The organism is Polynucleobacter sp. SHI8 (genome assembly GCF_027944005.1).
Classification (GTDB): domain Bacteria; phylum Pseudomonadota; class Gammaproteobacteria; order Burkholderiales; family Burkholderiaceae; genus Polynucleobacter.
In genome coordinates, this window is sequence record NZ_AP027204.1 from 556,424 (window position 1) to 581,210 (window position 24,787).

Genomic DNA, 24,787 nt, shown 5'->3' on the forward strand with positions numbered 1-24,787 from the left:
TAGTTTTTGAATCTTTCATTTTTTAGGGAAAAAACGCATGACCATATTGCAAAAAATATCTCAAGTGAGATCTTTATCCAGAGCAATCAATGCAGCAAAAAAAATTCTGACGGAGCGTGGAGAAGCCAATTCAACAAGTATGGCTAATGACATTTTAGGTCAGTACCGCTTACTCAATGAAGAGCAAAAAATTAGTTTCTATCACGCCCTTGCAACAAAATTTAATCCTGATCCAAGCGTTGTTTTAAAAGTTGCGCAAGAGTATGCCCAAGATCCTACCGGTAAAAACTTAATTCAATTAACGAAAGTTACTGAAGCCCCACGTCAAGAGTTACTAAGACGCATTAACCGTGTTGATGGTGGGACCAAAGAGATTGTGGCAATGCGTCGCCATCTCATTAAAATACTCGACAAACAACCCGATTTAAAGCCATTAGATTACGACTTGCATCATTTGTTTGTATCTTGGTTTAATCCAGGATTTTTAAAGATGCACCGAGTGGACTGGCGTTCACCTGCGCATATTTTAGAAAAAATTATCCAGCATGAAGCGGTTCATGAGATTGATGGCTGGGATGATTTAAGAAGAAGATTGCAGCCTGATCGTCGTTGCTTTGCATTCTTTCACCCGCAGTTGCCAGATGAACCACTCATTTTTGTTGAAGTTGCATTAGTTCCAGAAATTTCGGCAGCCATTGGGCCTTTAGTAAATAAGAAATCAGAGACTGTCGACTCCTCTCAGTTCAAAGCAGCCATTTTTTATTCAATTAGTAACTGTGAGCCAGGATTAAAAGGCGTATCCCTAGGTAACTTTCTGATCAAGAGAGTGGCTACTTACTTAAAAAATGAATTCCCAAGTTTAAAAACCTTTGTCACCTTATCGCCCATTCCAGGCTTTATGGATTGGGTGATTGCGGGCGCTAATTTAGGTGAAAACTTTACAGAACAGCCCGTTTTGGCCAAAGTGGCAAAGTATCTTGAACAAATTAATTTAAAGAAGCAATCTTGGCCAGAAAAATTATCGAGTGGGTGGCATCCGGATACGGCTCCTGAGGAAGAAAAAAATGCGCTAATTGGACTATGCGCTATTTACTTAGCAAAATTTTCGGTCAGAAGAGGAGGAAATCCAGTTGCTAAGTTCCACTTAGGCAATGGCGCGCAGTTGTATCGAATTAATTGGGCAGGTGATTTATCGAAAAAGGGATTACGTCAATCCGCTAGTCTGATGGTGAACTATATGTACGATTTGGACAAAATAGAGGATAATCATGAACGTTTTGTGAATGGTGAAGTCATCTACTCACGATTGGTTACCAAAATACTTTAATTATTGAAACCGGAGATGATCTTGAAAATAAATCAAATGATAAAAATGTCTTTGAACAAACTCATATGTGTACTTTTGAGTTGCTTCGCCTTGAATGCATTTGCAGATAATTGGCCTTCAAAGCCCATTACGATCATTGTTCCATTTCCAGCGGGTGGAGGAACAGATGCTTTTGCTAGACCCTTGTCTGCACAATTAACTAAAAATCTTGGTAAGCAAATTATCATCGATAATCGAGGTGGTGCGGGTGGTACTTTAGGAGCCAGTATTGCATCTAAAGCTGCGCCAGATGGTTATACCTTTTTTATGGGTGCAGCACATCACGCGATTGCACCTGCCATTTATCCAAAACTAGACTACGACATTGAAAAAAGCTTCATCCCGATGATGTTGGTTGCATCACCACCACAAGTTATTGTTATCAATCCTAAAGTTCCAGCAAATGATCTAAAAGAATTTATTCAATTATTAAAAAAGAACCCTGGAAAATATAACTATGGAAGTGCTGGTAATGGCAGTTCGCATCATTTAGCCGGTGAATTATTTAAGATGCAAACGAAAACATTTATTACCCACATCCCCTATCGTGGCGCAGGTCCTGCATTAGCCGATTTAATTGCTGGCCAAGTAGATGTGATGTTTGACGGATTAGGTTCTTCTTCGCAGCATATCAAAAGTGGCAAGATTAAGGCACTCGCTGTTGCTTCAGAAAAACGTGTACCGGCATTCCCTAATGTGCCCACAGCTACAGAAGCAGGAGTTCCAGGTTATGTAGTAAGTACTTGGTACGGTTTATGGGCGCCTAAAGGTACACCGCAAGATATCGTCGATAAAATGCAAGCAGAAGTAACGAAGGCAATGAACTCCCCCGAACTTACCGAAATTTGGATGAATAATGGCTCTGAGACTCCCAATATGACTGGCGATACTTTCGCAAAGTTTGTATCTGCTGATATCAAGCGTTGGGCTGCGGTGGTGAAGGCTTCCGGAGCTAAATTAGATTAACCAAAAATCAATTTAAAAAGCACCTTGATGGTAAGGTGCTTTTTTGTTTTTTAAATAATTCATTATTAGGAAATTATTATGTCTGGTCCCTTATCTCATATTAAAGTGCTTGATTTATCTAGAGTTTTAGCTGGTCCTTGGGCTGCGCAAAATTTAGCTGATTTAGGGGCGCAAGTGATTAAAGTTGAGCGTCCCGTAAAAGGCGATGACTCACGTGCTTTTGCACCACCATTTTTAAATGATGAACAAGGGAATATCACTAAGGAGTCTGCTTATTACTGCGCAGCCAATCGTGGCAAAAAATCAATCACCATTGATATATCGAGTGCTCAAGGACAGCAGTTAGTCAAAGATTTAGCCAAAGAAGTTGACGTTGTTGTAGAAAACTACAAGGTTGGAGATTTGGCGAGATACGGTTTAGGCTATGAAGACCTGAAGGCGATTAATCCTGGCATCATCTATTGTTCAGTAACTGGTTTTGGACAAACAGGACCATATAAAGATCGTCCCGGTTATGACTTTATGGCGCAGGGTATGGGCGGCCTGATGAGCGTTACTGGTGAAAGCGATGATCTGCCGGGTGGTGGTCCACAACGCGTAGGTGTACCGATCATTGATATGACCACAGGTATGTACGCGACAGTTGCGATTTGTGCAGCGATTGCCCACCGAGCTGTCACTGGCGTTGGTCAATGGATTGATGTGGCTTTATTGGATTCTTGCGTCGCACTTTTATCAAACCAGGCCATGAATTATTTCTCTACAGGGAATTCTCCAAAGATGATTGGGAATGCGCATCCAAATATTGTGCCGTATCAATCCTTTAAAACTGCCGATGGCGCCATCATTTTGGCATGCGGAAATGATAATTTATTTAATAAATTTTGTGATGTGGCGCAGTGCCAGCATTTAGCAAAAGACCCTAAATTTTCAACCAACGGCGAGCGAGTGAATCATCGTGTTGAAATTACTCAGCTATTGGGTAACATCTTTATTCAAAAAACCACCAAAGAATGGGTTCAATTATTAGATGATGCAGGGGTGGCGAATGGGCCAATTAATACAATTGCGGAAGTATTTGAAGAGCCTCAAGTACAAGCGAGAGGTATGCAAATTGAGCTGCCGCACGCCACAGCTGGTAAAGTTACCTTAGTGGGTAGTCCGATGAAGTTCTCCGCGACACCGATCCAATATGAAACACCCCCACCGGCACTTGGGCAGCACACACAAGAAATTTTAGAAACAGTACTGCATAAAACTGCAGCAGAAATTGCAGAGTTAAAGACTTCAGGAACCGTTTAATAGAGTTAAATGATTTGAAATACATTTTTGCAAAGCATGTAGGTTGCGATGCAAATAAGAACTATAGCGAAGATTCTGCGGAGTTGAATGGTATTGAGTTGATGAGCAATGCGAACACCAACAGATGCGGTGAGCATGCTCATCGCAGAAATACATAAAACCGCAGGTAAATAAATATAGCCCAAAGAATGGCTTGGTAAATCCTTGATTTCTAGACCCCCAATGATGTAGCCGATTGCGCTGGCAACAGCAATTGGAAAACCCAAAGCAGATGAAGTCGCAAGGGCGTTATGGATTGGTACATTACACCAAGTCATAAAAGGAACGGAGATAAAAGCTCCGCCTGCACCCACCAAGCTTGAAACTGAACCAATTAAACTACCCGTGCCAAATAGACCTACCTTACCAGGCAAAGTACGAGTTGCTTTGGGTTTTTTATTCGCGAGCATTTGATACGCCGAGAAATACTGAAAGCTTGCAAAAAAAACAGTTAACCAAGGGCCTTGGAGTACAGCGAATATTTTTCCACCGCCAACGATGCCTCCAAATATGATTCCAGGAGCGAGAGCAATCACAATATCCCAGCGGATCATTTTCTTTTTTTGTTGTGCGCGCACTGATGAAATAGCGGTAAATAAAATGGTTGTCATCGAAGTGGCGATGGCCATGTGTAAAACGTGTTCCGGCGGAAACTCGAAGGAAGTAAACAGGATGGTTAAGAAGGGAACCATGATCATTCCGCCGCCGATACCCAGCAGTCCAGCAATAAGGCCTGTGACTGAGCCTAAACACAGCAATAACAAAATCTGAATAAAGCTCAAGAAGATTCTTTCATAAAAGGTGGGTCCCCGCCTTGGCCGCTAGGTCGTCATCCTGAACCCAGAGAGTTCAAGGTGGCGCGACAGAATAGCTTTGGGCACGTCAGTATTTCCAGGGAGAATATGACCCGAAGTCATACTCTATAAAAACAAGGCGCGCTCGCCCACTACAGATGTTCAGCGCCTTATGCGTTAGCATCGGTTCAAGGAACTATTGACCTTGGCGAACCAGGCAGGGATAGACAGTCTAACGCAATATCAACTTCTTTTTCTATTGCGTCTAATTTATTACTTAATTCTTTCATCGTTGCAGATGACACACCAGGTTCTGCACTAACTTGGATTTGCTCTTTTAAATCTTGTATTTGGGCAGCAAAGCTTACCGCAGTCATTAGCGCGGCTCGTTCAATACTTTTATTAGGGCCTGAGGTAATTTGAGCAATTTGATCATTCACCGCACGTGCAGCAATTTTTAATTTATCTTCATTTTCAAATGAAGTCATAAAAGCCATTTTTTGACCAGCAAGTTCAACATCTACACGGATTGATTTAGGCTCACTCATGAGGGGTCTCTGCAGAGTTATCTAAAAGAGTGAGTTGGCGGGTATCAGTCGTCTGAGGTAATTTATTCAATATTTTCTGAATCCTACCTTGCGCATCAGAAATCTTATTTTCCATAAATGATTTTTCTTGAACTAATACTTTAATCTGTTGTTGAAGTGTTACTAATTTCACGCTGATAGCATCCATTCTCTCGGAAAGAGACTGGGGGTTCGCCATATTTATATCGGAATTATTTTGATCCATACCAATATTGTATATAATTCGAGATGTAAGGTGCTCACGATTTGATTCTATAGTCGTAGTTAAACGGGAATCAGGAACTTTAACCCTAAAAGTTAAGGCCACCTGAGCTGCCCCCGCAACGGTAAGCATTCTGCTAAGAAGTTTTAGCGACTCGACCATTTTGCCACTGGCTTTAGCTGGGAAGGCGGTTTGAGTGAATGTCAGCCCGGATACCGGCCTAACAAGTATTGCTTTGTTACGGGGTAAGTGACAATGCAAAAAATCCGTGTACTTGTCGGGGAACAAGTCAGAGGATGCTTTTATTTGGAATATTCATGAAGCCTTTAAAAAAACTGCCTGATCAGCATCAAATGATCAAACTCGCCTGTACTTTTATCCTAGGCGGTGGTCTAGTAGCATCACAAGGAGTATCCGCTCAGTCAAATCTAGAAACTATGGTGGTGTCGGGATCGCGCTTTGAAGAAAATATTGATCGCATCCCTGCCAATATTCAGGTGATTACAAAAGAACAAATACAGCAATCTTCTTCAACGAATCTTGCGGAAATATTGCAACAAGTTGGCAATGTTCCAATGAGTAATCAAAGCGGCGGTTTACTGGGCATTGGTGCAACGCCAGACTTGGGTGGATATGGGGTAAATGCTTCTAGTAATACATTAGTGTTGGTGGATGGTATCAGAATTAATCCTATTGATTCAACAAGTGCTCCATTAAATTCCGTACCTGTAAGTGCCATAGAGCGTATTGAAATTACTAATGGTGGAGCAAGTGTTCAATACGGGAACAATGCTACTGGAGGAGTGATTAATATCATCACTAAAGAGGGTGGCAAGCAATCTAGCCAAGCATCCTTAACATATGGTAGTTTTGGCACCATCATCGGGGACGCAAGTATTAGAACTCGTCAGGATAATACGAGTGTTCTCATTTCTGCAAATGCTTCAAAAACGAATGGTTGGCGAGAAAACTCAGATGCTTTATCAAATTCATTTAAGGGACGATTGACTCAGCATTTGGGAGGAAATGATGCAGTATTTATTGAGGCATCTGCATACCATGCGCAAGCCAGTTATCCTTACGCTATTTTAAATGCAGAAGTTGGTAAAGGGAGCCCATATCTTTTAGACCCTTATCAAAAAGGTAATGGACTTGTGCAGGATGGTAGTTCGGCAAGGGCGGGAATAACTAAAAGCATTGCACAAAATTTCTTATTTGAAATGGAAGCTGCTTACGGTAACACTTCGAGTATTTCAGTCGCGAATGCCTATAGTTTGACCAATGACACTTACAACAAAAATACTTCTTTACAAGATAAAAGACAACTTGATTTAACCCCACGATTAAAGGCAAATTGGGAACGCTTTGGAACTTCCGTTCTTGGCTTTGACTTTAATCAATCAGATGCTGGTAATTCATATCCCACATCAACGCCTTTACCTTTGTCGCACGTCAATTTGAAAAATCGTTCACTTTATTTTTTACATAACTTCAATATCAATGAAAAATTTGAATTGGTTGGAGGAGTTCGACGTCAAATACAAGATGTTTCTTTAAATTCATCAAATAATACGTTTGGGTTTCCAGACGGCAGTTATTTATCCAGTTTTGCTGCGAATGCATACGATTTTGGAATCAATTATCGCTATGCAACTGGACAGCGTATTTATGCAAAATTCAATCAGTCTTACCGTTTTGCTAATACTGATGAATATTATGGATTTGACCCAATTACCTATCAGCCCTTCTTTAATGGAGTTGTATTACGCCCACAAATAAATAAAACCTACGAAGCGGGTGGAGATTTTAGCTATGCATCGTCGAAAATTAATTTGAATATATTTAATACGAATTCACATGACGAAATCCGATATGACCCTAATTCCGGAAATAATATTAATGATGCAGATATTCGTAGAGTCGGGGTGAACTTAAATACCTTATCTCAACTTAGTTTGCGTTTTAATCTCGGCTTTGGGGCAAGATATCAGAGGGCAGTTTATACCGATGGTGCAAATAATGGTTATCTAGTTAGTTTTGTGCCACAGCTGGTTTTGAACTTGCGGGCAAGATATCAACTAGATGATCAATTTGCTTTAGGTGGAGTTATTAATTATGTTGGTTCGCAGTATTACGATGGGGACCAGCAAAACGCCTATAACAAAATGCCTTCATATGCCTTTGGTGACGTTTATGCTGAGTATCGCTGGCGTTCTTTGGAAGCGCGCTTCACAATTCGAAATGTATCCAACACCCAATATGCTGTTTATGGCAGTAATCAGGTATCGTATGGAGCGCCTTACGGACCATACAATTACCAACCTGCCCCTCCAAGAACTTTCTTTGCAACTCTGAAGTACAACTTTGATTTATAAAAATATGAGCATAAAAATAACCGCCGGGAGGCGGTTTTTTTATCTCTTCTTATTAATAATAAGGACGATAAGGATAGGGTTGAGGTGGCATGACCACAGGGGGTTGCATGATTACCTGAGGTTGAACCACGTAAGGTTGCGGAGCGTAATAAGTACGTGGTTGTTCATAATAAGTTCTTGGGGGCGCATAATAAGGACCAGGAACTGAGTTATAAGCAATAGCACCTCCAGCACCAATCACTGCTCCAGCAATTACATAGGGTATTGGATTAAAGCCATGCTGATGATTCCAACCTCCACCATGACCCCAAGCAAAACTAAGTGAACTTGCACTTAGAGCAAGTAGGCTAGCAATACTAATAATGACTTTTCTCATGACTCTTCTCCTGAAAGGGATTACAACATGAGCTAATAACGTCTTCAGGGGAGGGTTTAGTTGACACTTCTAATAAATATATTTGTCATGAGATGTTGAATTCAAAAGAAATCAAAATTTATTCACAAACCACTACTATGTAAAAGGTTTTATGTTAATATTTATATCATCAGTTGATATAATTAATTGATGAATGATTCTGAACTTAATACCCTTTTGGATTTACATGAACAATTAATTGCTTACGATGAAGGATATTGGGTAAAAATTGAAGCATGGGAGGTTGTTAAATCCTACCAAATTCCTCATGGAATACGTTACTCACTGACGCTTCATGATTTTCATGGGAATCGAATTTTAGGATATGACAATGCGCATCAATTGAAGGAAAAAAGAAAAAAATTTAGTGCTACTAAAAATCGACCTTATGATCATAGGCACTTAAATGGTAAAGATCTTGTGGTTGAATATAAATTTGAAGGACCACAACAATTATTAATTGATTTTTTTAATGAAGTTAACAAAGTTTTACAGCAAAAAAATGACCAAAAAAATTCTTAAGATTGGCATCGCATCCAAGGAAGAAATCCATCAGAGAATGATTGATATCGCTTCTGGTAAATATAAGGTTAAATCAGGAGAGCCAAAGATTTGGTTCACTTCCATGAGTTCCCTTGCTCAGGTTCTCAGCGATGAAAATCGTACTTTATTAAATATGATAAAAAATATGGAGCCAAGTTCTATTTCTGAATTAGCCAGTTTGTCGGGCAGAAAGCAAAGTAATTTATCTCGCACTTTAAAAACCATGTCTAGTTATGGTTTAGTAAAAATGGAGCCTTATCAGCGAGCATTAAAACCAATAGTGCAGGCAGATAGCTTCCAAATATTTGCCTACTAGATTTCTAAGTTATCAATCAATCGTGTTTTACCTAATTTCGCAGCAGCAAGAACTACAAGCTCTTGACCACTTGCTAAATCTTCAATACTTGGAGAGAGTAGATTATGTCTTAAGCGCACGGAGAGGTAATCTGGCGCCCAACCTCGTTGCGCTAATTTATTTTTAGCCATCTCTTCAATCTCTTGGATCATGGGAAGTTGCAGTGACGATGATTGATTTAAAGCCGATTTAACCTCATTTAAAGCACTATACAGTTGCGGTGCTTCTAGTCTTTCCTCAGTGCTTAAATAACCATTTCTGGAGGAGAGTGCTAAGCCGTCATCTGCACGAATCGTTTCCGCTCCAATGATTTCAACTGGAAGTGCAAACTGATGTGCCATACGTCTAATAATCATCAGTTGTTGGTAATCTTTTTTACCAAAAACCGCAGCATTAGGTTGCACACAAGAAAATAATTTCAAAACAACGGTACAAACCCCTTTAAAAAAACCAGGTCTAAATTCACCCTCTAGGATATCGCCCAAATCTTTTGGAGGATCAACACGGTAATCTTGAGGCTCTGGATAGAGATCTTTTTCTGTTGGTGCAAACAGAATATAGACACCTTCTTTTTCTAGCTTGGCTGCATCATCTTCAAATGTGCGGGGATATTTATCAAAATCCTCACTAGGGCCAAACTGTAGTCGGTTCACAAAAATACTCGCAACTACAGGATCACCGTGTAAGCGGGCAAGGCGCATTAAAGATAAATGGCCTTCATGAAGATTGCCCATGGTGGGCACAAAGGAAGCACGATTTTGGCCGCGAAGATGATTTCTTAAATCATGAATATTGGTAATAATTTTCATGATTGGGGATTAAACGATAAGCGAACATAAATAGGCGCGTACGCTTCAGCTTGGGTAATTTCCACCAAGGATTCCCGAGAAAGTTCAAGAAGCGCAATAAAGTTAACTACCAGAATTTGCGTGCCTTGACCCGCTTCAATGGCATCCTCAAAGAGCTCTTTAAATTCCACAAATTTTTGTGTTTGTAGACGTCTTAAAATACGCGTCATGAAGTCGCGTACGGATAAAGTTTCGCGAGTGATGGTGTGATGTTGCGTTAGTTTTGCCCGATGAAGTAAATCACGCCAAGCAATTTGCAAATCGACTAGATCAACTTGAGGAGGAACTAACGTGACTGTGCGATCAATAAAACCTTGCGCACGAAAGAAGTCTCTGCCCATTTGCGGAATTCGGTCGAGCTCTAGAGCAGCGATTTTCATTTTTTCATACTCAAGGAGTCGGCGCACGAGTTCTGCTCTTGGATCTTCAACATCTTCATCGCTATCTGCTTTTTTCATAGGCAATAGCATGCGCGATTTAATTTCAATCAACATGGCAGCCATCAGCAAATACTCAGAAGCGAGCTCTAAATTATGGTGACGTATTTGTTCAACATAGCTTAAGTATTGTTGTGTTACCTGTGCCATGGGTATATCTAGCACATTAAAGTTTTGTTTACGAATCAGGTATAGCAATAGGTCCAAAGGACCCTCGAACGCCTCTAAAAAGACCTCTAAAGCATCCGGCGGAATATAAAGGTCTGTTGGTAACTGAAACAAGGGTTCGCCGTACAGCTTGGCGAACGATTCCGACATACCATCCATTAAGGATGGCGTGGAATCAATCATTGGAGTAGACGTAAGGTTTTTGTCGAATTCTTGCAAGTTTATTTCGCTTTTGTTCATCCATGCTGATAGGTTTTTTATCCCATAAAAGAGCGCGACCCTCTAATTGCCCTTTTTCGATTTCGGGATTTTTAGTTTTAAGTTCATTCAAAAACAATGTGATCGTTGATTGATAGTGCGCCATATCCTAGTTTCTTCAGTAGTGGTTCAGTGGAACATCTTGCTCTATTTTATGCATTATTCATGAATTTTTTAGTATTTTAGCTTGCTACAGGATTTGTCGACTTATTTGCGTCAATGAGACGCTCAATCAAGGCAGGATCTACACGGCTCATGAGATGTTGATAGGGTTGAATGACATTCTTCGCTGTTAAGCTTTGATCAACGCTCGACCAATTCAATGGCTCAATGTTCAAAAAAACCTCTACATTCTTCGCTAATTCTGGCAAAACAGGCTTGAGGTAAACAGTCAATATCCTAAATGCCTCTAAAGTGACACTACAAACCTCTTGCAAACGCTTGAGGCTCTCAGGAGTTTCTTCCGTTTTGAGTAATTTGGCAATTTCCCAAGGTTTATTCGTATCAACAAAAATATTGACCCTGTCGGCTAATTCCATGATTGAACGCTGAGCTTTACCAAACTCTCGTTGTTCATAGAGTTGGGCAATATCTGGGCTTGCATTTTTTAGACTATCAATTAAAGGATGATTCAGAGACTCAGGGGAAATGACACCACCAAACCATTTGACTAAAAATCCAGAACTTCGACTAGCAATATTGATGTATTTGCCTAAAAGGTCACTATTGACCCGAGCGATAAAGTCTTGCAGATTTAAGTCTAAATCTTCCAATGAAGCGTTTAGCTTAGCCGCAAAATAATACCGCAACCATTCAGGGTTCAGGCCAGAGTCTATAAAGCTTTTGGCGGTAATAAAAGTGCCGCGCGACTTACTCATTTTTTCGCCATCGACCGTTAAAAACCCATGCGCAAAGACGTTTGTTGGTGTGCGGTAATTTGAGAAATGAAGGGTTGCTGGCCAAAAAAGCGTGTGGAAATATAAAATATCCTTACCAATAAAGTGATACATCTCCGTGGTGGAGTCTGGGCGCACCCATTCATCAAAACTTAGACCTTGGCGCTCGCACAGAATTTTAAAACTAGCGAAATAACCAATTGGAGCGTCTAGCCAAACGTAAAAGTATTTCCCTGGCGCATCTGGAATCTGAAAACCAAAATAGGGTTCATCTCGAGAAATATCCCAATTACTTAATTTACTCTCCCCAGGCTCACCCACCCATTCTTTCATTTTGTTGCGTGCTTCGGGCTGCAAAGGAGTTTTCACCTGCGTCCAGTCCCTTAAAAAAGCCTCACATCTTGGATCAGATAATTTGAAAAAATAGTGTTCAGAGATTTTTTTAATTGGAGTGGCACCACTGACTACTGAAAAAGGGTTAATTAAATCAGTTGGCGAATAGGTTGCGCCACATTTTTCACACGAGTCACCATATTGATCTTTGGAGCGACATTTTGGGCATTCACCCTTGATAAAACGGTCTGGCAGAAACATGCCTTTGACCGGATCATAAGCTTGTTCAATCGATTTTTTCTCAATTAAATCAGCACTTCGCAGGCTTTTGTAGATATCTTCAGAAAGAGTTTGATTTTCTGGGGAGTTAGTAGAGCCGTAATGATCAAAAGAAATCAAAAAGTCATCAAAATCCTTCTTATGTTCGTGCCATACTCTATCAATCAGCTCTTGGGGAGATATATTTTCTGCCTGGGCACGCAACATAATTGGCGTTCCATGTGTATCATCAGCACCGATGTAGTAGATTTCATGATTTTGCATGCGTAAAAAGCGCACCCAAATATCAGTTTGAATGTATTCCACCAAATGTCCAATATGAATTTGACCATTGGCATAAGGGAGGGCAGAAGTGACTAAAATTCTTTTATGATTTAATTTCATACCTCAATTTTAGTATCCCATTAAAGTAATGGGTAATTTAGTGAAAAATTAGGCCAATTTAAGGAGAAGATTTTGCAGCTTTCAAGCGAACAAGTAATGGAAGTTTTAAAAGGTGTTATCGACCCCAATACCAAAAAAGATTTGGTTAGTTCCAAAGCGATTAAAAACATCAAAGTGGATGGTGATGAGGTCATGTTTGACGTTGTACTAGGATATCCATCTAAAAGCCAATTTGATCTCATTCGCAAAGCTTGTATTGGGGCTGTTCGAGAATTACCAGGAGTAAAAAATGTGAGCGTGAATATCTCGATGGAGATTGTTTCACACGCCGTTCAAAGAGGCGTCAAACTCTTACCCGAAGTAAAAAATATTATTGCTATCGCCAGCGGTAAAGGTGGTGTTGGAAAATCCACTACAGCAGTCAATCTTGCTCTAGCTTTATCCACTGAAGGTGCAAGAGTTGGCATTTTAGATGCCGATATTTATGGCCCAAGTATGCCCATGATGTTGGGCATCTCCGGAAGGCCTGACTCCTATGCAGAAAACTCGATTGAACCGATGCAAGGTCATGGTCTTCAAGTCAGTTCCATTGGTTTTTTAATTGAAGAAGATAGTCCGATGGTATGGCGAGGACCGATGGTTACTTCTGCACTAGAGCAATTATTACGACAAACAAATTGGCAGCAATTGGATTATTTAATTGTAGATATGCCACCTGGTACAGGAGATATTCAATTAACATTGTCACAAAAGGTACCAGTAACAGGTGCTGTGATTGTTACAACCCCTCAAGATATTGCATTATTAGACGCTAGAAAAGGTCTTAAGATGTTTGAAAAGGTCGGAATTCCAATTTTGGGCATTGTGGAAAATATGAGCACTTATGTTTGTCCAAGTTGCGGCCATACGGAGCATATTTTTGGGACCGGTGGTGGCGAAAAAATGTGTAAAGATTATCAAGTGCCATTTTTGGGCAGTTTGCCACTTAATTTATCCATTCGTGAGCAGTCAGATGCTGGGCGTCCGCCCGTAGTTGCTGAGCCTGATAGTGCAATTAGTGCAAGTTATAAAGCCATTGCAAGACAAGTAGCCATTCAGATTGCAAATATGTCAAAAGACATGACTAGTAAGTTTCCAAGTATTGTGGTTCAAAACACTTAATATGGGAATCAAGCTTGCCGTCGTGATGCGACATCAACCAATAGAAAATCCCTGGATTACACATCAATGGGTTTTGGAAGAGGTGAGTGTTGATATGGGGCAATTTGCCGAATACACGATTCAAGAAGCTTTTGCTGTAGATCAGATTCGTGCATATCGACTGTCCGATAATCATCAGGGTTGCCGGTGGCTTTTCACAGGATTTGATCTTGATGTCTACGTCGATGAGGCAGAAGGTTATTTTTTAAATGTCAGTAGTGAAAAACCATGTTGGTTTGTCATGTGGCGTTTGGAGGAAATACCTTCGCTAGAAGAAGCGACTGCAGTTCCTCATCGAGTGATGTTAAGTTACAACGAAGCAGCCAGACTTCTTGACGGAGGAGAGCAAGTAGATCAAATTGCACTTGACCCACTCATCTTGGAGTCACTTCAGCAATTTGTTGCAGAAAATTACCGTCCACAAGTGAAAAAAAGACATCGACCAGAATCATTTAAAGGCGCAGCTCGTGGCGTAGATCAAAAGGCGCCATAAAATGAGTAACTTTTTCAAGCGTTGGTCAGACTTAAAACAATCACAGACTAAGTCACTACCTATTGAAACACCAACTGAAGAGCAAACTGAAGTCAAAGAAACTTTGAGCCCCGAAGTGCTTGATCAACAGCTTGTCAAGGATTTAGAAGAAAAATCTATCACTGAAAGTGTTGGACCAACTTTAGATGATGTAGAGAGACTAAATAAAGACTCCGATTTTTCTTCATTTGTGAATGCTGATGTGGGGGAAGATGTGCATCATGCCGCCATGAAAAAACTGTTTTCCGACCCGCATTACAACATCATGGATGGCTTAGATATCTATATTGGTGATTATTCAAAAGAAGATCCATTGCCACCGGGAATGTTAGAAAAAATGGTTCAGTCTTCCATGTTAGGTTTGTTTAACAAGGTAGAAGAAAAATTACCGGATCTTGTTTTATCAGAAAATCAACCCAATCTTGATGTAAATGAACAAGCTCTACAAGTTAATCATGCAGAAATGGAAGATGTTTCGCAGGAGAATCAAGAGGACCAAATAACGATGACTAAAGGATTATCTGATGACTCGGACACTCGTCTGTAGCTGTAATCACACAATGCCTCTAGAGGATGCTTTTTTTAAAAAGTATGTAGAAGGTCACGAAAAAATTTATGATGGATTATGCCGACAGGAAATTGGCGCATTTATTAAAGAAGTTGCTGGGGATGAAACCATTGTGGTCGCTTGCACACAGGAGCGTGAACTATTTAATGCCATTAGCATGCAATCTGAAAAACCCTTGGTTGCACCGATTCAGTTTATCAATATTCGTGAGACAGCAGGTTGGGGACGAGACAGTCAAAAGGCATTACCGAAAATAGCCACCCTTCTGGAATTAGCTAAGTTACCAGCACCAGAGCCATTGCCAACGGTTAGTTACGACAGTACCCGAGGTCGGGTATGCATTATTGGACCGGGTAAAACAGCATTTGCTTTGGCACAAGAACTTGCACAGGATTTAGCGGTGACCGTGATTGTGAATGATCGTGCAATATTGCCAATACAAAAGAATTACATGATCGTCAATGCAAATATCCAAGAGGTCTCGGGATTTTTGGGGAAATTTAAAGTTTCGTGGCAGTCCTCTAATCCTATTCAATTAGATTTATGTACACGTTGTGGAGCGTGCATTGATGCTTGCCCAGAACAAGCGATTGATGAAAGTTTTCAAATTGACATGCAAGCTTGTAAATCACATCAGGAATGTGAAAAAGCTTGTGGCGCTATTGGCGCGATTCAGTTTCAGAAAAAAGATACTCTTTTGGAAGATGAATTTGATGTGATTGTTGACTTGCACCCTGAGTCTTGCATGAAAATGCCAGAGCCACCCAAAGGATACTTCTTTACTGGCTTAGATCCTATAAAGCAAGCGCAAGTAGTGAATCAGGTCAATAACTCCATTGGTGAATTTGAAAAGCCCCGTTTTTTTGCTTATCAAGAAAAAATTTGTGCACATGGACGTAATGGCCAAGTGGGGTGTAATGCTTGTATAGACATTTGTTCTACACAGGCAATTACCTCCATCTTTGAGGCTGGTAAAGGCCGAGTCAGTGTTAATCCCCATTTATGTATGGGCTGTGGAGCTTGTGCTACGGCATGTCCCTCTGGGGCGATGACCTATGCAAACCCAACCGTGCCGTATTTAGGTACAAAATTTAAAACCATGGTTGATACATTCGCTAAGACAGCGATTTCTGGCGCCTCTCCAACAGTACTCTTTCATTCGGGAGTGGAAGGGGGAGATCAGTGGATCAATGCTTTAGGTAGAGCATCTAAACTACACTCCAAAAAAATCAACGGAATCCCTGCGCAAGTCATTCCAATATCTCTTCATCACATTGCTTCTACAGGAATCGATCTATGGTTAGGGATGTTGACCCATGGCGTTGCAGAAATAGCGATCTTAGCTAGCGGCGAGGAATCGCCCCAGTATCTTGGTATGCTCAAAGATCAAATCAAGATTAGTTCAGAGATTTTGCTTGGCTTGGGGTACCAAGAAAGAATTCATCTGATTGAGATGAGTGCCACTAAAAAGCCAGAGCATCTTGAAGATCTTATCTTGTTAGATCAATCGCTATCGCAACTTCAATCTCAAGAGTGCTTGGTTCCATCAGCTAGTTTTGCCTTTGCAAAAGAAAAGCGCGCCACCTTAGAGATGTCTTTAGAACATTTGCTTGAACATGCCCCACTTGCTCTTGGGGAAGATGAAGCTATACCACTCAGCTCTGCCTCTTGCATCGGCGGTCTTGCAATCAATCAAGACTCTTGCACACTTTGTATGTCGTGTGTGAGTGCCTGCCCTGAGGGGGCGTTACTCGATCATTTAGAGATTCCACAATTAGGCTTTATTGAAAAAAATTGCGTACAGTGTGGCTTGTGCCAAATCACTTGTCCAGAGAATGCACTGACCTTGCAGCCTAGATTAAAAACGATTGAGCAACGTAAAACACGCGTCACTTTAAATGAAACAAAACCGTTTCATTGCATTAAATGCGCCAAACCGTTTGCTACCGAAAAAATGATGGAAACCATGTTGGCCAAAATTGGTGGGCATCCAGCATTTTCGGGGGAAGCACAAAAGCGCTTAAAAATGTGTAGTGATTGCCGTGTGATTGACATGATGCAATCTTAAAAATAATCTCAAAATTGATATGACAGAAAACCATCCGCAAACATCTCTAGATTTAGATACTAATTTATCCCCTGAGGATTTGGCGAGAGCCGATTTATATGGCTTACTTGCTTTATTGTTTTATGAAGCACCGTCCACAGAACTTTTGGAAAAAATCGCACAATTTGGTCAAGATGTCGAAGTTGGGCAGCAAGATGAAGCATCCTTGCTACATGGACCATGGCTAGATCTGGTAGAGATGGCAAAAGATTCCAGGGCCCAAGATTGGCAAGAAGAGTATGAAAATGCGTTTATTGGCGTTGGAAAACAAGAGATTTTTTTATACGGATCGTATTATTTAACAGGTTTTTTAAATGAAAAACCCTTGGCTGCCTTGCGTGGCGACCTACAAAAATTGGGCTTACAAGCCTCATCAGATATTACTGAAACCGAGGATCACATTGCTTGTTTGTGTGAAGTCATGAGGTATTTGATTGCGGGAGAAGATTTGGGTGTTTGTAATCTCACTCAGCAAAAAATCTTTTTTGACCAACACATCCGCACATGGTCTAGTGAGTTATTTGAGACCCTTCAAAATCATCCTAATTTAAAATATTACGCCTTAGTTGGAGCGCTAGCAGGTACCTTTTTTGCAATCGAAGGTCAGGCTTTTGACATGCTCTAGGGTAAGTACTAGCATCTGGGGGATACTCAAGCGATAAAATTGTTGGATAATAAGAGAAATTAGAAATTAGATATAAATTCAATAAGTTATAAAGGAAATTAAAATGTCTAAAACAACAGCAAAACAACTTAATCGTCGGCATTTTTTTGCAGGTGCCGCTGCAATCGCTGGTACAGCGGTTGTTCTTTCTAAAACAGCGCCAGGGACCAAAGTGATTGCTCAGGTCGAGGAAGTGCTCAAGCCAGAAAAAAAGGGCTATCAGCTCACGGAACATATTAAGAAGTATTACAAAACGACTTTAGTTTAAGCATTCCCTTTTAAGGAACATTTCCTATGAATCTGACACGTAAATCCAGTAGTCGCGCTGCTTCTTCGCAGCATTTTGTACAACATTTAGCAAGAGGCCTTGATAACATCATCCCAACCATGGACCGTCGTGCTTTTTTAAAGCGCTCAGGTTTAGGTGTTGGAGTTGGTATTGCTGGCTCACAATTGACATTAGTGAAAAAAGCCGATGCCATGGGCTCTAAACCCAATCCAGGTGGAGAAAAAGGTATTGTTGTTAAACGTACCGTCTGTTCTCATTGCTCAGTAGGTTGTGCAGTAGATGCCGTGGTTGAAAATGGTGTTTGGACAAGACAAGAGGCCGTGTTTGACTCTCCTATCAATATGGGAGCCCACTGTGCCAAAGGTGCCGCCTTGCGTGAGCATGGTCATGGCGAGCATCGTCTCAAATATCCAATGAAGTTAGTTGATGGCAAGTACAAGCGCATCTCATGGGATACTGCCCTTGAAGAGATTACTGCCAAGATGAAGCAACTCAAGGCTGACAATGGACCTGATTCATTGTTCTTTATTGGTTCATCAAAGCACAACAATGAACAAGCTTATTTACTTCGTAAATTTGTATCATTCTTTGGTACCAACAATACCGATCACCAAGCGCGAATTTGCCACTCTACTACGGTAGCTGGGGTAGCGAATACTTGGGGTTACGGTGCCATGACGAATAGTTACAACGATATGCAAAATGCCAAAGCCGCTTTGTATATTGGCTCGAATGCTGCTGAAGCACATCCAGTATCTATGTTGCACTTGCTACATGCCAAAGAGAACGGTTGTAAGGTAATCGTTGTTGATCCTCGCTACACAAGAACAGCCGCCAAGTCTGATCAATATGTACGGATTCGTTCTGGTAGTGATATACCGTTTTTGTACGGTGTTTTGTATCACATCTTCAAAAATGGTTGGGAAGATAAAGACTATTTGAAGGCTCGTGTTCATGGCATGGATCAAATTAAAAAAGAAGCTTTAGAAAAGTGGGACCCTAAGACAGTTGAAGAGGCATGTGGCGTTCCTGAGGCGCAGGTCTATCAAGTGGCTGAAACGATGGCAAAAAATCGCCCATCAACACTTGTATGGTGTATGGGACAAACTCAGCATACAACGGGTAATGCCATCGTTAGAATGTCTTGCCTTGTGCAATTGGCATTAGGTAATGTTGGAAAATCTGGTGGTGGTACGAATATTTTCCGTGGTCACGATAACGTGCAAGGTGCAACAGACGTTGGCCCTAATCCAGATTCGTTGCCGGGCTATTACGGTTTGGCAGCAGGCTCATGGAAGCACTTTGCTAAAGTTTGGGATGTAGATTACGACTGGATTAAGGCGCAGTACTCACCTGGCATGATGGAGAAATCTGGAACGACGGTTTCTCGTTGGGTAGATGCAGTTCTTGAAAAGAATGAACTCATCGATCAACCTAGTAATGTAAAAGGTCTGTTTTTTTGGGGTCATGCACCGAACTCACAAACGCGTGGTGTGGATATGCAAAGAGCGATGGATGCACTAGAGCTCTTAGTAGTGGTTGATCCATACCCAAGTGCTACTGCAGGTATGGCTGCGATGACGATTGAGGGATCTACGCCAGTCGCCAATCGCCAAGTCTATTTGTTGCCGGCTGCAACACAATTTGAAACATCCGGAACATGTACTGCTTCGAATCGTTCGATTCAATGGCGTGAAAAAGTCATTAACCCACTCTTTGAGTCTGTTCCTGACCATGTGTTGATGCAAGCTTTTGCTGATCGACTTGGATTTGGAACTGAGTTATCGAAAAACTTCAAGATGATGGACTCTAAATTTGCTGGCAAAGATTGGAAAGAGCCACAAATTGAATCGATCCTCACAGAAATCAATCGTTCTTGCTGGACCATTGGTTACACAGGTCAAACCCCTGATCGCCTTAAGGCGCATATGCGTAACATGCATCTCTTCGATCCTAAGACATTGAAGTCAAAAGGTGGAGTGGATAAAGAAACTGGGTATGACACTACGGGTGATTATTTTGGTTTGCCATGGCCATGTTGGGGTACCGCCGAACTTAAACATCCAGGATCGCCAAACCTTTATGACACAAGTAAAACAGTGATGGATGGTGGTGGTAATTTCCGCGCCAACTTTGGTGTGGAAAAAGATGGCGTTAGTTTGTTGGCTGATGATGGGTCTTACTCAAAAGATGCCGACATCAAAACTGGTTATCCTGAGTTCGATCACGTCTTACTGAAAAAACTCGGATGGTGGTCAGATTTAACTGAAGCTGAACAAAAAGCAGCTGAAGGCAAGAACTGGAAGACTGACTTATCTGGAGGTATCCAGCGTGTGGTGATTAAAGTACATAATTGTCATCCATTTGGTAACGCAAAAGCTCGTGCAGTTGTTTGGAACTTCCCAGATCCGATTCCGAAACATCGTGAGCCTTTGTATGGTAACCGCCCAGATTTAACCGCAAAATATCCTGCGCAAGGTGATAAAAAAGCCTTCTGGAGATTACCGACATTGTATAAAACAGTACAAGACAAGAATATTGCGGACAAGGTTTATGAGAAGTTCCCAATTGTTCTTACTTCAGGTCGTTTAGTGGAGTATGAAGGTGGTGGTGAAGAAACTAGATCGAATCCTTGGCTTGCTGAATTGCAACAAGAAAACTTTGTTGAAATTAATCCAAAAGCTGCAGCTGATCGCGGAATTAAAAATAACGATTATGTCTGGGTTAAAAGTCCAACAGGGGCAAAGATCAAAGTTCGAGCAATGGTGACCAACCGAGTCGATGCTGAACATGCCTTTATTCCGTTCCACTTCTCAGGCTGGTATGAAGGCAAAGATATGTTGAAATACTATCCAGAAGGTGCTGCCCCAATCGTTCGTGGTGAACCTGTGAATAACGTGACAACCTATGGTTATGACACAGTGACGATGATGCAAGAGACCAAAACGACAGTATGTCAAATTGAAAAATTTGCCTAAACCAGTAAAAGATCAGAGGAAAATATCATGGCAAGAATGAAATTTATATGTGACACAGAGCGTTGTATTGAATGTAACGGCTGTGTCACAGCTTGTAAAAACGAACACGAAGTACCTTGGGGCGTGAATCGTCGTCGTGTTGTTACGATTAACGACGGTGAAATTGGCGCAGAAAAATCCCTTTCTGTCGCTTGTATGCACTGTTCAGACGCACCTTGCATGGCAGTATGTCCTGTAGATTGTTTCTACAAAACAGATGAAGGTGTTGTATTACATAACAAAGATACCTGTATAGGTTGTGGATACTGCTCCTATGCATGTCCGTTTGGCGCGCCTCAATTCCCAAGCCAAGGAACATTTGGGATGCGCGGCAAAATGGATAAGTGTACGTTCTGTGCCGGCGGTCCTGAAGAGCATGGTTCACAAGCTGAGTTTGAAAAATATGGCCGTAACCGTTTAGCTGAAGGTAAGTTACCTGCTTGTGCAGAAATGTGTTCAACCAAGGCGCTATTAGCTGGTGATGGTGATGTGGTTTCAGATATTTTCAGAAACCGTGTTACACATCGTCAAAGTAATGGTAAAGCTGCGGGTGGAGATGTATTTGGCTGGGGTACAGCTTACGGTATGCCGAAGAAAGATGCTGCTCCTGCTGCTGGAGCAAAATCATGAAAATCATCGCGACATTACTCTGCTTATTATTTTTAGTTGCTTGTTCAGAAAAAGTTCAGAACATTGGAACTCGTAAAAATGTAGATTTGCCATCCTATATGGGTGCTAAAAATGGTTATGTAGAGAAAAATTGGACTCCAGGCGATAAAACAAGCTGGGAAGTACAATTAAAGTCTCGCGCAAAAGGGCAAGACGAATATACTCGCGTCGAGTAATTTTCAAAAAGGATAAGGCATGAATCATTTCAAACAATTACTTGCAAGTTTTATGGTGGTATTCGTTTGTTCAATGCTTGGTTTTGCTCACGCGCAAACACTCGCCCCAAAAGTTGAATCTGCAAACATTATGGATGTAGAAAAAGGGTCTGATGCAAAAGCGCAGCGGGAACGTGCAGTAACTCAACCAGCAAACAACGCTCCTATGTGGCGTGCCGTGAATTCTGATGAAGCGCACTATGTTTCAATTCCAAATAAAGAAGCGGGCGTTTTGATTCAAAAGTCAGGTCAAGATTGGCGCTTGTTGCGTAATGGCGTCATTACTGTGTTTGGTGGGTGGCTCCTTGTTTTAGTTGTTTCAGCTATTGCAGCGCTCTATTTTATGAAAGGTGCAATCAAACTGAACGAACCCCCAACTGGCCGAAAAATTGAGCGTTTCACTGCTCTTGAGAGATTAGTACATTGGACAATGGCTTATAGTTTTGTCACATTAGCCATAACAGGTTTATTTATCTTATTTGGTAAACATGTCTTGATGCCAATTATTGGACACTCTGTGCATGGCATTATTTTGTTTATCTTTAAAAATGTACACAATATCGTTGGACCACTGTTTACCGTAAGCATTGTTGTATTTTTTGTGATGGTAGTAAAAGATAACTTACCGCAAAAAGGCGACTGGGCTTGGATAAAATCTGGTGGTGGAATCTTTGGACACGTTGATGCCGCAAGATTCAATGCCGGTGAGAAAATCTACTTTTGGTTAGGTATGACAGCACTTGGTACCATTGTTGCAGGCTCAGGTTGGGTCTTAGATATGATTGTTCCTGGCTTAGAGTATTGGCGTGGCACTATGCAAGTTGCTAATATCGTGCACGTTATTAGCGCTATCCTCATTATGGTGTTTGTGATGGGCCATATCTACATTGGTACCATCGGAACTGAAGGTGCCCTTGATGGTATGAAAACCGGTTACTGTGATGAATCTTGGGCAAGGCAGCATCATGGTATTTGGTTAGATGACATCAATTCTGGAAAAATACCTGCTTCACGCGAACCAGAAAATGCACCTTTAAGTAATATTGCGAAGAAAATAGTAAGGACAACAACATGAGAAAAATAACCTATTTAACATCCGTTGCTTTGTTAGCGATGAGCGTTTCTTTTGCAAGCTTGGCCAAGTTGCCAGATTTAACTCCTGAAGCAAAAGAAGCTGCTGATTTAGCTAAAGCGAAAGCCGCACATGGTGATAAAAAAGCAGCCTATTTGCTGTGTAATGCACAAAATAAAGTTGCAAAAACATATGCTGTGAAGGATAAAGTGGTTTCAACACCTGAGTGTGTTGATCCAGGGGAATTCAAGGCTCCTGATGTTGCTGCAACGGCTACTCCTGCAAAACCAGCCGAAGTGGCTAATGCACCTGCAAAACCTGCAGACACTGCTAAAAAATAATTAATTAACTACTAATAAGCCCTTTATGTTCTTCATAAAGGGCTTTCTTGTATCATCATTTCATGAACTCTTATCGTCCCCAGCTTTCGAACGAAGCACTACCATTAACTCATCAAATTCAGGTGATTGATGAAAAGGGGCGAATCCAAGATATTGAAATTCCAGGTGAGCGTCCCTTAACCATTTACCTTGATAAAAAAGAAGTGGTGACATTGATGACTCTTGGAGGGGCACCTGAAGCCCTAACTTTAGGATATTTAAGAAATCAGCGCCTAGTTACATCGATCACTGATATACAGAGTATTCAGGTGGATTGGGAGACGGACTCCGTCGCTGTTAAAACCAATGTTTCACCAGAGTCAGTCGCACAACGAACAGAGAAAAAAACGGTCACCTCTGGATGTGGTCAAGGGACCATGTTTGGGGACTTTATGAGTGAGCTAGAAGCACTTCAGATACCAGAAGATGTTTATTTATCTCAGGGACATATTGAAAAGGTGATTGACTGTATTCGCACCCATCCTTCTATTTATAAAAAAGCTGGATCAGTGCATGCCTGCGCTGTATTTAAAAATAATGAAGATGGACCAGAGTTGGTTTATTTCATTGAGGATGTTGGACGTCACAATGCAGTCGATGCGATTTCAGGACTCATGTGGTTAGATCAAATGTCAGGTGAGCAATTAATTTTTTATACAACTGGAAGATTGACGTCTGAGATGGTCATTAAGGGCGGACAAATGGGGATACCATTTTTGCTCACTCGCTCAGGAGTTACGCAAATGGGACTGTCTCTTGCAAAACAAATTAAAATGACCATCATGGCCCGTTGTTCTGGAGAACATTTTTTAGTTTATGAAGGTGCAAACAGAATACAATTTAGAGCACCAAGTCAAACCGCGTAAGTTTCATAATTAAACATCATCAATTAACGTAAAGAATAACTGAAATGGCAATTAAATCAGATCGTTGGATAAAAAAAATGTGTGCCGAGCAGGGCATGATTGAACCATTTGAGCCTGGGCAAATTCGTACGAATGATGCCGGACAAAAAATAGTGAGTTATGGCACATCTAGTTATGGCTATGACATCCGTTGCGCCCCTGAGTTCAAGATTTTTACTAATATCAATAGCACCATAGTTGACCCGAAAAATTTTGATGAAAAGTCTTTTGTGGATTTCCATGGAGATGTTTGTATTATCCCCCCCAATTCTTTTGCTTTAGCAAGAACGGTTGAGTATTTCCGAATTCCGAGAAATGTACTGACTATTTGTGTGGGTAAAAGCACCTATGCAAGATGTGGCATTATCGTGAACGTCACCCCATTTGAACCTGAGTGGGAAGGTTACGTCACCCTAGAGTTTTCCAATACCACACCATTGCCAGCTAAAATCTATGCTGGTGAAGGATGTGCGCAGGTCTTGTTCTTTGAGAGCGATGAAGTATGCGAGACCTCTTATAAAGATCGAAATGGTAAATATCAAGGACAAGTCGGAGTTACATTACCGAAGACTTAATTACTTGGAAAAGTAATTGACTGATTCGTTTAAATTGGTAAGTTTCT

26 protein-coding genes, 1 other RNA gene and 1 riboswitch are annotated in these 24,787 nt (G+C 41.1%); of the genes, 19 read left to right on the forward strand and 8 right to left on the reverse strand.

The features are described from left to right. The first annotated feature begins 37 nt into the window (after nt 1-37). The 3 genes from QMN06_RS02885 (at nt 38) to QMN06_RS02895 (ending at nt 3,634) form a co-directional block, all read left to right on the forward strand. Nucleotides 38-1,327 carry a malonyl-CoA decarboxylase gene (locus QMN06_RS02885; RefSeq protein ID WP_281971026.1) on the forward strand — a complete coding sequence of 430 codons (1,290 nt, stop codon included), beginning with the start codon at nt 38-40 and terminating at the stop codon, nt 1,325-1,327. A gap of 45 nt (nt 1,328-1,372) precedes the next feature. Continuing rightward, nucleotides 1,373-2,332, forward strand: coding sequence for a tripartite tricarboxylate transporter substrate binding protein (locus QMN06_RS02890; protein ID WP_281971027.1), 960 nt, complete (start codon nt 1,373-1,375; stop codon nt 2,330-2,332). 78 nt (nt 2,333-2,410) lie between these two features. Beyond that, nucleotides 2,411-3,634: a CaiB/BaiF CoA-transferase family protein gene (locus tag QMN06_RS02895; protein ID WP_281971028.1), complete on the forward strand. Its 1,224-nt coding sequence runs from the start codon at nt 2,411-2,413 to the stop codon at nt 3,632-3,634. Nucleotides 3,635-3,639: 5 nt separating this feature from the next. On the opposite strand, the gene QMN06_RS02900 is transcribed toward QMN06_RS02895, so the two are convergent. The 3 genes from QMN06_RS02900 to QMN06_RS02910 form a co-directional block, all read right to left on the reverse strand. Next, nucleotides 3,640-4,461: a sulfite exporter TauE/SafE family protein gene (locus QMN06_RS02900; RefSeq protein ID WP_281971709.1), complete on the reverse strand. Its 822-nt coding sequence runs from the start codon at nt 4,459-4,461 to the stop codon at nt 3,640-3,642. 14 nt (nt 4,462-4,475) lie between these two features. Beyond that, nucleotides 4,476-4,694, reverse strand: a non-coding RNA gene (gene ssrS / locus QMN06_RS02905) — 6S RNA. A gap of 313 nt (nt 4,695-5,007) precedes the next feature. After that, complete coding sequence (locus tag QMN06_RS02910) at nt 5,008-5,259, reverse strand: hypothetical protein (protein WP_281971029.1); 252 nt, start codon at nt 5,257-5,259, stop codon at nt 5,008-5,010. A gap of 11 nt (nt 5,260-5,270) precedes the next feature. After that, nucleotides 5,271-5,495: riboswitch (cobalamin riboswitch) on the forward strand. A gap of 78 nt (nt 5,496-5,573) precedes the next feature. On the opposite strand from QMN06_RS02910, the gene QMN06_RS02915 reads away from it, so the two are divergent. Continuing rightward, a complete protein-coding gene (locus QMN06_RS02915; protein WP_281971030.1) occupies nt 5,574-7,631 on the forward strand; it encodes a TonB-dependent receptor in 2,058 nt (685 codons plus the stop codon). 52 nt (nt 7,632-7,683) lie between these two features. On the opposite strand, the gene QMN06_RS02920 is transcribed toward QMN06_RS02915, so the two are convergent. Next, on the reverse strand, nt 7,684-8,007 hold the full coding sequence (locus QMN06_RS02920) for a hypothetical protein (protein ID WP_281971031.1): 324 nt from the start codon (nt 8,005-8,007) through the stop codon (nt 7,684-7,686). Between the two features lie 189 nt (nt 8,008-8,196). On the opposite strand from QMN06_RS02920, the gene QMN06_RS02925 reads away from it, so the two are divergent. Both QMN06_RS02925 and QMN06_RS02930 read left to right on the forward strand, forming a co-directional pair. Then, on the forward strand, nt 8,197-8,568 hold the full coding sequence (locus QMN06_RS02925) for a DUF6516 family protein (protein WP_281971032.1): 372 nt from the start codon (nt 8,197-8,199) through the stop codon (nt 8,566-8,568). After that, nucleotides 8,549-8,905 carry a MarR family transcriptional regulator gene (locus QMN06_RS02930; RefSeq protein WP_281971033.1) on the forward strand — a complete coding sequence of 119 codons (357 nt, stop codon included), beginning with the start codon at nt 8,549-8,551 and terminating at the stop codon, nt 8,903-8,905. Before QMN06_RS02925 ends, QMN06_RS02930 begins: the two co-directional genes overlap by 20 nt. Here QMN06_RS02930 and panC read toward each other — a convergent pair. The 4 genes from panC to metG all read right to left on the reverse strand — a co-directional run bounded on the left by panC (nt 8,902) and on the right by metG (nt 12,547). Then, on the reverse strand, nt 8,902-9,753 hold the full coding sequence (gene panC / locus QMN06_RS02935) for a pantoate--beta-alanine ligase (RefSeq protein ID WP_281971034.1): 852 nt from the start codon (nt 9,751-9,753) through the stop codon (nt 8,902-8,904). The two genes, QMN06_RS02930 and panC, sit on opposite strands and share 4 nt — an antisense overlap. Further along, on the reverse strand, nt 9,750-10,580 hold the full coding sequence (locus QMN06_RS02940; RefSeq protein WP_281971035.1) for a ScpA family protein: 831 nt from the start codon (nt 10,578-10,580) through the stop codon (nt 9,750-9,752). The genes panC and QMN06_RS02940 overlap by 4 nt, the downstream gene beginning before the upstream one ends. Then, nucleotides 10,573-10,761 (reverse strand): DUF3460 family protein, encoded by a 189-nt coding sequence (locus QMN06_RS02945; RefSeq protein ID WP_281971036.1) that lies wholly within the window; start codon nt 10,759-10,761, stop codon nt 10,573-10,575. Before QMN06_RS02945 ends, QMN06_RS02940 begins: the two co-directional genes overlap by 8 nt. Nucleotides 10,762-10,837: 76 nt before the next feature. Next, on the reverse strand, nt 10,838-12,547 hold the full coding sequence (metG, locus tag QMN06_RS02950) for a methionine--tRNA ligase (protein ID WP_281971037.1): 1,710 nt from the start codon (nt 12,545-12,547) through the stop codon (nt 10,838-10,840). Nucleotides 12,548-12,616: 69 nt separating this feature from the next. Here metG and apbC point away from each other — a divergent pair, with 69 nt between their 5' ends. From apbC to dcd, 13 genes are all read left to right on the forward strand, one after another. Further along, a complete protein-coding gene (apbC, locus tag QMN06_RS02955; protein ID WP_281971710.1) occupies nt 12,617-13,708 on the forward strand; it encodes an iron-sulfur cluster carrier protein ApbC in 1,092 nt (363 codons plus the stop codon). Between the two features lies 1 nt (nt 13,709). Continuing rightward, on the forward strand, nt 13,710-14,240 hold the full coding sequence (locus QMN06_RS02960) for a DUF3305 domain-containing protein (protein ID WP_281971038.1): 531 nt from the start codon (nt 13,710-13,712) through the stop codon (nt 14,238-14,240). Between the two features lies 1 nt (nt 14,241). Continuing rightward, nucleotides 14,242-14,826: a DUF3306 domain-containing protein gene (locus QMN06_RS02965; protein WP_281971039.1), complete on the forward strand. Its 585-nt coding sequence runs from the start codon at nt 14,242-14,244 to the stop codon at nt 14,824-14,826. Then, complete coding sequence (locus QMN06_RS02970) at nt 14,804-16,915, forward strand: 4Fe-4S binding protein (RefSeq protein WP_281971040.1); 2,112 nt, start codon at nt 14,804-14,806, stop codon at nt 16,913-16,915. The genes QMN06_RS02965 and QMN06_RS02970 overlap by 23 nt, the downstream gene beginning before the upstream one ends. Nucleotides 16,916-16,934: 19 nt before the next feature. Further along, nucleotides 16,935-17,579, forward strand: a complete 645-nt coding sequence (locus QMN06_RS02975; RefSeq protein ID WP_281971041.1) for a molecular chaperone TorD family protein — start codon at nt 16,935-16,937, stop codon at nt 17,577-17,579. A gap of 103 nt (nt 17,580-17,682) precedes the next feature. After that, nucleotides 17,683-17,886, forward strand: a complete 204-nt coding sequence (locus QMN06_RS02980) for a hypothetical protein (RefSeq protein WP_281971042.1) — start codon at nt 17,683-17,685, stop codon at nt 17,884-17,886. 26 nt (nt 17,887-17,912) lie between these two features. Further along, complete coding sequence (locus tag QMN06_RS02985; protein WP_281971043.1) at nt 17,913-20,885, forward strand: formate dehydrogenase subunit alpha; 2,973 nt, start codon at nt 17,913-17,915, stop codon at nt 20,883-20,885. 27 nt (nt 20,886-20,912) lie between these two features. Further along, nucleotides 20,913-21,554 (forward strand): formate dehydrogenase FDH3 subunit beta, encoded by a 642-nt coding sequence (gene fdh3B, locus QMN06_RS02990; RefSeq protein WP_281971044.1) that lies wholly within the window; start codon nt 20,913-20,915, stop codon nt 21,552-21,554. Then, a complete protein-coding gene (locus QMN06_RS02995; RefSeq protein ID WP_281971045.1) occupies nt 21,551-21,769 on the forward strand; it encodes a hypothetical protein in 219 nt (72 codons plus the stop codon). The genes fdh3B and QMN06_RS02995 overlap by 4 nt, the downstream gene beginning before the upstream one ends. Before the next feature lie 19 nt (nt 21,770-21,788). Beyond that, a complete protein-coding gene (locus QMN06_RS03000; protein ID WP_281971046.1) occupies nt 21,789-22,883 on the forward strand; it encodes a formate dehydrogenase subunit gamma in 1,095 nt (364 codons plus the stop codon). Continuing rightward, complete coding sequence (locus QMN06_RS03005) at nt 22,880-23,221, forward strand: hypothetical protein (RefSeq protein WP_281971047.1); 342 nt, start codon at nt 22,880-22,882, stop codon at nt 23,219-23,221. Before QMN06_RS03000 ends, QMN06_RS03005 begins: the two co-directional genes overlap by 4 nt. 62 nt (nt 23,222-23,283) lie before the next feature. Then, on the forward strand, nt 23,284-24,126 hold the full coding sequence (locus tag QMN06_RS03010) for a formate dehydrogenase accessory sulfurtransferase FdhD (protein WP_281971048.1): 843 nt from the start codon (nt 23,284-23,286) through the stop codon (nt 24,124-24,126). A gap of 44 nt (nt 24,127-24,170) precedes the next feature. Then, entirely contained in the window at nt 24,171-24,740 is a 570-nt protein-coding gene (gene dcd / locus QMN06_RS03015) for a dCTP deaminase (protein ID WP_281971049.1), read from the forward strand. Nucleotides 24,741-24,787 lie beyond the last annotated feature (47 nt).